Raw genomic sequence first — 9,444 nt, forward strand, 5'->3', positions numbered from 1 at the left:
TCGCACAATCAGGGATTTTCGGCCTGATAGATAATAATTTCGCGACCAATGGTGTTGATCTCTTCGTCGGCGTCAAACAGCGGCAGTTCGGTTTCGGGATCTAATTTCAGCCATTGTTCTTCGGTGTCTTTTTGTATGGTTGCGTATTCGGCGCCTTCTTTAAAAATGACGTAAGTGTCGTTTCCTTCCGGGAAAACAGAGTAGGTAACCGGGCCGATTTCGATATCGAATGGTTCTTGCATTGTACTTGGTTATTGGGTTATTATGTTGTTGAGTTATTGGATTGACAAAGGATAAATTCGAAATTGAACATCCGAAATCAATCACCCGTGTTTTTTCTTTTTGTTCATTTTGGCCTTGGTGCCTGCGCTGTAGTTGTAATCCTTTTTGTTGCCTTCCTTTTTTTCGTGAAAGGCAGCACCGCGCTCCGGTTCGGCTACCTTTTTATGGTTGGCCTGTTTTTTAGCCGGTTCGTCCTTTTGTTCTTTAGCTATAACCAAGTCGGCAGGTAACTCCGTTTCATCCATTTTGCGGCCAACGGCATGCTCGATCTTTTTAACCAGGGCAAGCTCCAAATCGGTACTAAAAACAATGTACTGGTCTATGGTATCGTCATCACGTTTAATTACCCGGTTAATAAAGGTTTCTTTTTCTACGGGCAGTTCAAAATGGATCAGGTTATCTATCCGATACAGGTCAAGATCACCTTGCTGTTCATCGGCAATAATGAGCACTTTGCTATCGGTCTGATCCTTAAAGTCTTCAATGTGCTGGAAACCCCTGGTCTCAAAAAATATAGGGTTGAGCAACGCTGTTTTGGCTTTAATAACCGGCTGCAGGCTGTTCAGAACCTTTTCGGCGGTAAGCCTGGTATTTACAAAAACTATGGTTTTGCTTGTTGGAGCAGTATCGCGCAGCAATAAGTTGAGCAGGTTGAGTTTTGTGCGGAAATTTGGCAGATGATACAGCTGTTGCGGATGAACTTCGGTTTCGGCTTCTACAGCTTCTTCCACTTCGATAGTAGCAGGCTGCTGCATAAAAGGCGCTATCATTTGCTCGAGCTTGCCGTGCATTACTTCGGTAAAAACAAGGTGCTGGCATTTGATAATACTGTTGGCCAATTCCACAACCGGTAACTGCAAACCTTGTTTTACGATCAGCTCGGCGTCATCAACAACAAACATCATAATTTTGTTGAGGTTTAGCCCCAGCTTTAAATAGATGGCCCGGGCACGGTCGGGCGTTGCGATCACGATATCGGCGCCATCTGCAAGGGCGTTCATTTGCGTTTCGGTACCCGGGGTATTGTACAATTCAACTATACGGATGGATTCGTTTTTATTGAGCAGGTCAAATTGTTCGGCCACAGCAATCACACGTTCTTTATCCGGAACCAGGATCAAAGCCCTTGGTGCTTCTTCAAACCCATATTTTAATCGCGTTAAAACGCCTAAAATATAAGCCGTTGTTTTGCCGCAGCCTTCAGGGCCTATAGCGATGATATCCTGCCCGCCAATAATGCGCGACATGGTTTTGGCCTGTATCTCTTTCGGTGTTAAAAACCCCGCATCGGTAACCGAACGTACCAGTTGCTTACTCAGCTTTAATTTCTCTAACCACATTTGCTGCAAAGGTATGGGTTTTAGTTGTGAGTTGTGAGTAGTTGGTTGTGAGTATTATCTTAACTTTGACCACAAATGATAAAACAAGCCCTTGCCAACCTGAATATTGCTGAGCTGAACGAAATGCAGCAAGCTTGTTTAAATGCGGATCCGCAGAAAGACATGATCCTGCTTTCGCCCACCGGCTCAGGTAAAACACTTGGTTTTTTATTGCCGGTAGTTAAATCGCTTAATGCGGATATTGATACTGTACAGGCTTTGATCATGGTACCATCGCGTGAGCTGGCTTTACAAATAGAGCAGGTATTCAGAACCATGGGCACCGGTTTTAAAGTGAATTGCTGTTATGGCGGACATGATACAAGGGTGGAACGTAATAACCTGTCGCAACCGCCTGCAGTATTGGTGGGTACACCAGGAAGGATAGCTTATCACCTTAGACATGAAAACTTTGTTACCGACAACATTAAAACATTGGTTTTAGATGAGTTTGATAAGGCTTTGGAGTTTGGCTTTCAGGAAGATATGGCGCATATCATCGGTCAGCTAAAGCATTTAAAGCGGCGGATACTGACATCGGCTACAGCCATGGATGAAATACCTGCCTTTACCGGCCTGACCAATGCCATTACCATTAATTTTTTAAAGATCAATAAAAGTGCCTCAGCTTTAAAGTTGAAAGCCATTGTGACGAAAGCCGATGAAAAACTGGAAACCTTGTTTTCGCTGATATGCAAAATAGGTAATAAGGTAACCCTGGTTTTTTGCAATCATCGTGATGCTGTTGACCGCATTAGCGATCTGCTTTGGGATATGCGCGTGATACACGATGTTTTTCATGGTGGGATGGAGCAGGAGGACAGGGAAAAGGCATTGATCAAATTCAGGAACGGCAGTACGCAAATACTGATCACAACTGATCTGGCCTCGCGCGGGTTGGATATACCCGAGATAGAGTTCATTATCCATTACCAGCTGCCACACAATAAAGAGGCTTTTACACACCGCAATGGTCGTACCGCCCGAATGCATGCCGAAGGAACGGCTTATTTGCTGCTTACACCCGAAGAACGTTACGATTACCTGGAAACAGAGCCGGAGATTGAAACCCTGCCCGAAAGCGACACCCTGCCCGCACCTACGTCCTGGGCAACATTATATATTGGCGCAGGTAAAAAGGACAAGGTGAACAAAGTTGATATAGTTGGCTTGCTGCTTAAAAAAACTAAATTAGCTAAAGATGATATCGGTTTGATAGAGGTGCTGGACTATACCTCGTATGTGGCCGTAAAACGTAAGCTGATCAAACAAACGGTTGATATGATCAAAACCGAAAAGATCAAAAACAAAAAAGTGAAAATTGAGATCGCAACATAAAAGTACCTGATATGAGCAATAATGAAGTAATGAAAAAATTGCGTGTAGCACTTTCGCTGCGCGATGATGATATCATCGAGATACTAAAGCTGGCTAATTTTAACACCACTAAAACCGAACTGAGCGCGATATTCCGTGCCGAAGATCATCCGAATTTTAAACCTTGCGGCGATCAAATATTGCGCAATTTTTTAAACGGACTGGTTATTTACAAGCGCGGACCTAAGCCTCAATAAAGTTTATTCAAATTATCATTCTAAATACTATATTTATCGGTAATTAGCCCGCTGCTTATAAACCTGATCTAAATCTGAGATGATCAACGTAAGTGACTTTAATTTAACCGATTACCTGTTTAACGTATCCAAGAATTTCAACTGTCTTGCAGATGGTAATGGTAATATTATAGTTGCCAATGCATCGTTTTGCGAAGGGGTGAACATTTCTAAATCCGAATCCACAGCTAAAAATTTTCTGGATTTTGTACATCCCGACGACCGGCAGCTGGCTTTTAGCTGGATAAATAAAAGGTTGGCTTTAAACGCCCGTGCCGATCTGGAGATACGTTATTTGAATAATACCGGTGCGTTTGAGTGGATGGCATGGTCGGCGGTAAAGCTGCCAGATCAGAATATGCTGTATTTTTCAGGCCGGAACATCAAGAATTTGAAGGCCCGCGAAGAAAGGCTAAACCTTTTTTTAAACGACTATCAAAGGATATTTGATTCTTCGCTGGATGTGATATGTAGCATGGATAAAATGGGCAACTACATCCGCCTTAATAAAGCTGTAAACAAAATGTGGGGTTATCAGCCCGAAGAGCTATTAGGAACCAATTATCTCAACTATATTCATCCTGACGACCGGGAATCAAGCATTAGCGCCACCGAAAAAATAATGGCGGGTGAGGAACTTAAAAATTTTGAGAACCGGTTTATTCATAAAAGCGGAGAGATCCGGCATATTACCTGGTCGGCGGTATGGTCAAAAAGCGATCAGGTGATTTTTTCGGTTGCCCGCGATATTACCGAACTTAAAAAACAGCAGGAAGTCGCACTGATGCACGAACGGAGGCTCGAGTCGCTGGTGCAAAGCGGAGCCGACCTGATCGCTATCATATCAGCAGAAGGCGTATATACCTATATCAGTCCTTCTGTTAAAACAACTTTAGGCAAGCAGCCCGAAGATTACATTGGTAAAACGCCTTATGATTTTGTACACCCGGATGATGTACACATTATAGACAAAGCTTTTCGGGAGATTTTGACCTGTGAAAAGATAGATGTACATAGTCACCGTTACCAGGATGCGGAGGGCAACTGGCGCTGGCTGCAAACTGTGGCAACCAATTGCCTTAACGATCCTGCAATAAACGGGTATATCTGTAACACCACCGATGTAACTTTGCTGAAAGAAAGAGAATTGCGCATTACCGAACAGAATGAGAAACTGAAGGAAATAGCGCAGATCAATTCGCATGAGCTTAGAAAGCCCGTTGCCAGCATTTTAGGTGTGATGCAGCTGATGAACGAAGAAATAATCAAAGATGAGCTGAACATCACCATCCTGGGGCATTTGAAAACATTGACCGAAGAATTGGACGGGATCACCAAAAGGATCATCAACAACACACACGAAGAAGAAAGCAAAAACAGCCTTTAGCAATACTATTCAGATGCCTCTTCGCCCTTTTCACCCAATTCAACAATATCGCCTTTTTTAAACAGGATAGCCTGGAGCGTTTTTTTCCAAACCGGTTTTTGGCGTAATAAAAACTCCAGGTCCATACCAAAGTGCTTAAACTCTTCGTGCTGGGCATTTTGCATAATGGCTCTCGCCTCTTTGTTTTTTTCGACCGAGATGCGCTGCTCGTACCAGTTGATGGCTTCGGCTTCTTCAGTAAGTGATACGATCATGCGGGCAAAGGTGCGTGTCTCGTCTGACAGTTCGTTGGCGGGTTCGTGATATTGATCAAATGACATAGTTATGGTTTTTGAAACTTTTAACACAGATATGCTACATTTGTTTACGATCAATATAAATGAGTATGAACAAACCCGAAGTATGGCAACGCGGCCCGGTTGAGGGTGTGCCTGCTTTATTGCAACCCGTTGCCCATGCCTTGCTGCAAGCCAAAGAAGAAGCAGAGCAGTTGATGGACGGTTTTCCGGATAGGTTATTGTGGGAAACGCCAGCCAATATGGCTTCGCCGGCTTTTCATCTTGAACATATGCTGGGCGTGCTTAACCGGCTGCTTACCTATGCACGTGGCGAAGCTTTGGATGCGGAACAACTGAATTACCTGCGATCGGAAGGGAAGCAGTATCTTGATGATGAGGTTGGTGTAAAAATGGTTGCGGCTTTTGGTAAGCAGGTTGATGACGCAGTGGAACAATTGAGAAACACAGATGAAAATACACTAACCGCGGCACGCGGCATTGGTCGGGCGCAAATACCTACTACTGTAATAGGCCTGTTATTTCATGCTGCCGAACATGTAATGCGGCATACCGGGCAGTTATTGGTTACCGTAAAGGTTATTCTAAACAGATAACTTTACCTGTTCTGATAAATCTGAAATCGAAATTACAGGTCCCGCTTATGCTCTGACGTCGTATGGAACTCCACATCCGGGAAATCGCGTTTGGCCAGGTTGATCATAAAATCGTTATCGGCTAAAAATACCGGGTTATCTTCCTTATCCAATGCAATGTTATGCGCACGGCGCTGCATAATTTCGCCCAGTTTCTTCCTGTCGGTGGCGGTTATCCAGCTCGAACGCTTAAAAGTAAGCAACCTGAATGCGGCCTTTGCACCATATTCGTGCTCTAAACGGAAACTGATCACCTCAAATTGCAGCTCGCCAACGGTGCCGATAATTTTACGGTTACCGGGCTGTTGTATAAATAATTGAGCAACACCTTCCTCGGTTAATTGCTGTATACCTTTTTCCAGTTGCTTTGAGCGCAGCGGGTCACGGTTTTCCAGCTCCTTAAATATCTCGGGCGAAAAGCTTGGGATGCCTTTAAACTGCAATTGCTCGCCTTCGGTTAAGGTATCGCCAATTTTAAAGTTGCCGCTATCGTACAAACCAACTACGTCGCCGGGCCAGGCTTCTTCAACCAAACTCTTCTCGTTGGCCATAAAGTCCATCGGGTTACTGAATTTGAGCTTTTTACCTAAGCGGGTATGATAGTAAAACTTATTACGTTCAAACTTACCCGAACAGATACGCAGGAAAGCTATACGATCGCGGTGGTTAGGGTCGAGGTTGGCATGTATCTTAAATACAAAGCCTGTAAACGGTTTTTCGGTAGCTAAAACCTCGCGGGTTTCGGCTTCGCGGCTTTTAGGGCTTGGCGCTATGTTGATAAAAGTATCCAGCATTTCGCGGATACCGAAGTTGTTGATCGCACTACCGAAAAATACAGGCGCCAGCAAACCTTCCAGATACATTTCTTTATCCAGTTCGCCGTACACACCGCTTACTAATTCCAGGTCATCTTTTAAGGTAGATAATTCTTTGGGTTTTAAATGCTGGGCAAGTTTCTCATCTTCCAGGTCGCTTACGGCTATCAGCGATTCGGTAATACGCGTCTTATCCGGATCGAACAGGTTAAGCTGCTTATCATAAATATTATAAACACCTTTAAAGGTATAACCCTGACCGATTGGCCACGAAAGCGGGCAAAGGCTGATATTCAGTTCTTTCTCTATCTCATCCAGCAGATCAAAGGTGTCTTTACCTTCGCGATCCATTTTGTTAACGAAAACGATAACCGGGGTATTACGCATTCGGCAAACGCTCATCAGCTTTTTGGTTTGCTCTTCCACACCTTTTACACTATCCACAACCAAAATAACACTGTCAACAGCCGATAGGGTGCGGTAAGTATCCTCGGCAAAGTCCTTGTGGCCGGGGGTATCCAATATATTAATGCGTTTACCCTTATACTCAAAACCCATTACCGACGTAGCTACCGAGATACCACGCTGCTTCTCGATCTCCATAAAATCCGAAGTATTGCTTTGGTTGGCTTTGTTACGCTTAACTGCGCCTGCGGTATTAATGGCGCCGCCAAAAAGTAAAAACTTTTCGGTTAAGGTAGTTTTACCTGCATCGGGGTGACTGATAATGGCAAATGTTTTTCTTTTTTCTATCTCGGGGTTAACCATAACGCGTATAAGGGCTTGTGCAAGCCTGTTTTATTTAAGGGTGCAAAGATACGACTTTATAAAGTGATTACACAGATTTGAGCGTGATTACACTGATTGTAATTTAATTGTAGCAAGAGGATTGTTATAAGTATTGTAATTTGTATTTTAACAAAAAATAACCTTACCTATACTTATGAAACGCCTGATGTTACTTTGCTTGTTGCTTATCTTAATAAGCACAAGCCTGTTTGCCCAATACAATGATTTTAAGGATAAGTCGAAATTTGAAAACAGGCAACGGGCGGCCATCCGAAAAAATAAAATAAAAAAGGTATACCAGTATTTTTATTCGTATACAGATACCCTTAAAAAAACCACCAACTGGCCTCAGTACAGCATTGCTTACAACAAAAACGGTAGTATTGCAGCAATAATTTATTACAAAAGGTTTAAAGCAGGCACTGATATCCCTACTGATAGTATTGTATCAGTATATACCTATAATACTTTGCACCAGCTTACGGATATTACTTTACATGCTTTTTATGATCAGGAAAGAAAATTTGAGTACAATAATGGCGGCAGGCTGGTAAAAGAAACACGTGTTACCAATATTCCGTTGCAGGATACCAGCAAAAAAGCCGGGTATACCATTACTTACAAGTACAACAAAGAAGGATATATAATTGAACAAAAGCAAGATAATGTTGATGCCAAACTAAGTTATGATAAGCATTATCGGTATAACAAACGAGGCACCATGCTTTTATGCAATACGAAAATGTTTGATCCCGCCGGAATAATTATTGACAGGTATAGTTATGTAAAGAACAGGCAGCAGCTTACCAAAACTATAAAGAGTTATAAAAACAATGCGTTGATGATTGAGCGTAAATTTGTTTTTGATAGTAAAGGAAACCAAATAAAAGGCTATGAAATTCAGAATGGAAATACTAAAACTGTATGGGCTTACAACTATGGTAAAAACGGACAGATTTTAAGTTCATTGGGCGGGCCGGTAAATACAGACGACCTTACTGACAAAGACATTCGCCGCGATGGTTTAACCAAAATATTTTATACTTATGATGCGCAAGGTAATGTTATTGCTTTAACAAAACGCAATAAATACATGCCAACCAGTGCCGAATACACTTTTGATGAAAAATTAATTTATACAACAAATTAATCCGGCATGAACATCATATTAAACTGGTTAACTTTGTAAAGCCATCTCATTCTATCATTTGAACGTTCCGTAATGCGAATATTAGCTTTTGTTACCTTATCCTTATTTATTTGCAATATTGCGCTTGCCCAACCCAAACCTGTTTTTAAAGTAGTGCCTTTAGGCGTTTATGGTGGTAGCGATGAAAGTAACTTGTCGGCTTATATGCTGGCACCGGTAGGGTCAAATGCGTATATCTGCCTGGATGCCGGAACATTGCATACAGGTATTGCTAAAGCAATAGCAAACCATGTTTTTACTGTAGATGCTGATACAGTTTTGAAGCGCTACATTAAGGGTTATTTTATATCACACGCACACCTTGATCATGTGTCGGGGATGATCATTAATTCACCGGATGATGGGCCGAAGAAAGTTTACGGCTTGCCATATACGCTTAATGTACTGCGAGATAATTACTTTACCTGGAAAAACTGGGCCAACTTTGGCAGCGATGGTGATAAACCTGTGCTGAATAAATATCACTACACCCCACTTGTGCCAGGCGAAAAAACACCAATAGATAATACGGACATGTCTGTTCAGGCTTTTGTACTGAGCCACGGTAATCCGTATGAGAGTACGGCGTTTTTAGTAAGCAATAACGGTAATTATATGCTTTACCTGGGCGACACCGGCTCGGATGAAGTGGAAAAATCAACCAAACTACATGAACTTTGGGAATACATAGCGCCGCTTATTAAAAACAGATCGTTAAAAGGCATTATGATCGAGGTTTCGTTTCCGGATGAGCAGCCGGTTAAATCATTATTCGGGCATCTTACGCCACATTTGCTGATGCAGGAAATGGCCGTACTTGGTAAACTGGCGGGTGCATCCGCGATGAAGAACTTCCCGATAGTAATTACTCATATTAAGCCCGCAGGCCACCACGAAGCAGAAATTAAACAACAACTGGCTGTACAAAATGCCCTCGGATTAAAACTTGTTATGCCAATACAAGGTAAGCTGATGGAGTTTTAAGTCACAAATTTGCTATACTGGTATTTAGGTTATGGAATTATACTAAGCACTGCATCGTACTCCATATAATTATAT

10 protein-coding genes are annotated in these 9,444 nt (G+C 42.5%); 6 read left to right on the forward strand and 4 right to left on the reverse strand.

Going from position 1 to position 9,444, the window contains the following annotated elements; all coding sequences use genetic code 11:
- Window positions 1-8 precede the first annotated feature (8 nt).
- Together ACFGVR_RS16365 and ACFGVR_RS16370 are read right to left on the reverse strand one after the other, a co-directional pair.
- A complete protein-coding gene (locus ACFGVR_RS16365) occupies window positions 9-242 on the reverse strand; it encodes a hypothetical protein (RefSeq protein WP_448698409.1) in 234 nt (77 codons plus the stop codon).
- A gap of 81 nt (window positions 243-323) precedes the next feature.
- Entirely contained in the window at window positions 324-1,622 is a 1,299-nt protein-coding gene (locus ACFGVR_RS16370; RefSeq protein ID WP_448698411.1) for a DEAD/DEAH box helicase, read from the reverse strand.
- Window positions 1,623-1,697: 75 nt separating this feature from the next.
- On the opposite strand from ACFGVR_RS16370, the gene ACFGVR_RS16375 reads away from it, so the two are divergent.
- From ACFGVR_RS16375 to ACFGVR_RS16385, 3 genes are all read left to right on the forward strand, one after another.
- Window positions 1,698-2,999 carry a DEAD/DEAH box helicase gene (locus ACFGVR_RS16375; protein ID WP_448698412.1) on the forward strand — a complete coding sequence of 434 codons (1,302 nt, stop codon included), beginning with the start codon at window positions 1,698-1,700 and terminating at the stop codon, window positions 2,997-2,999.
- 11 nt (window positions 3,000-3,010) lie between these two features.
- Window positions 3,011-3,235, forward strand: a complete 225-nt coding sequence (locus ACFGVR_RS16380; protein WP_448698413.1) for a DUF1456 family protein — start codon at window positions 3,011-3,013, stop codon at window positions 3,233-3,235.
- A 79-nt stretch (window positions 3,236-3,314) separates the two neighbouring features.
- The gene (locus tag ACFGVR_RS16385) at window positions 3,315-4,661 is read left to right on the forward strand and encodes a PAS domain S-box protein (RefSeq protein ID WP_448698414.1); all 1,347 of its coding nucleotides are present in this window, start codon (window positions 3,315-3,317) and stop codon (window positions 4,659-4,661) included.
- Between the two features lie 5 nt (window positions 4,662-4,666).
- On the opposite strand, the gene ACFGVR_RS16390 is transcribed toward ACFGVR_RS16385, so the two are convergent.
- Window positions 4,667-4,981, reverse strand: a complete 315-nt coding sequence (locus ACFGVR_RS16390) for a ferritin family protein (RefSeq protein WP_448698415.1) — start codon at window positions 4,979-4,981, stop codon at window positions 4,667-4,669.
- Window positions 4,982-5,046: 65 nt separating this feature from the next.
- Between ACFGVR_RS16390 and ACFGVR_RS16395 the strand changes: the two genes are divergently transcribed.
- Window positions 5,047-5,553 (forward strand): DinB family protein, encoded by a 507-nt coding sequence (locus ACFGVR_RS16395; protein ID WP_448698416.1) that lies wholly within the window; start codon window positions 5,047-5,049, stop codon window positions 5,551-5,553.
- Window positions 5,554-5,585: 32 nt separating this feature from the next.
- On the opposite strand, the gene ACFGVR_RS16400 is transcribed toward ACFGVR_RS16395, so the two are convergent.
- Complete coding sequence (locus ACFGVR_RS16400; RefSeq protein ID WP_448698417.1) at window positions 5,586-7,175, reverse strand: peptide chain release factor 3; 1,590 nt, start codon at window positions 7,173-7,175, stop codon at window positions 5,586-5,588.
- A 175-nt stretch (window positions 7,176-7,350) separates the two neighbouring features.
- Here ACFGVR_RS16400 and ACFGVR_RS16405 point away from each other — a divergent pair, with 175 nt between their 5' ends.
- Both ACFGVR_RS16405 and ACFGVR_RS16410 read left to right on the forward strand, forming a co-directional pair.
- Window positions 7,351-8,346 carry a hypothetical protein gene (locus ACFGVR_RS16405; protein ID WP_448698418.1) on the forward strand — a complete coding sequence of 332 codons (996 nt, stop codon included), beginning with the start codon at window positions 7,351-7,353 and terminating at the stop codon, window positions 8,344-8,346.
- A gap of 72 nt (window positions 8,347-8,418) precedes the next feature.
- Entirely contained in the window at window positions 8,419-9,369 is a 951-nt protein-coding gene (locus tag ACFGVR_RS16410; protein WP_448698419.1) for an MBL fold metallo-hydrolase, read from the forward strand.
- Window positions 9,370-9,444 lie beyond the last annotated feature (75 nt).

The sequence above is a fragment of the Mucilaginibacter aureus genome (genome assembly GCF_053514885.1).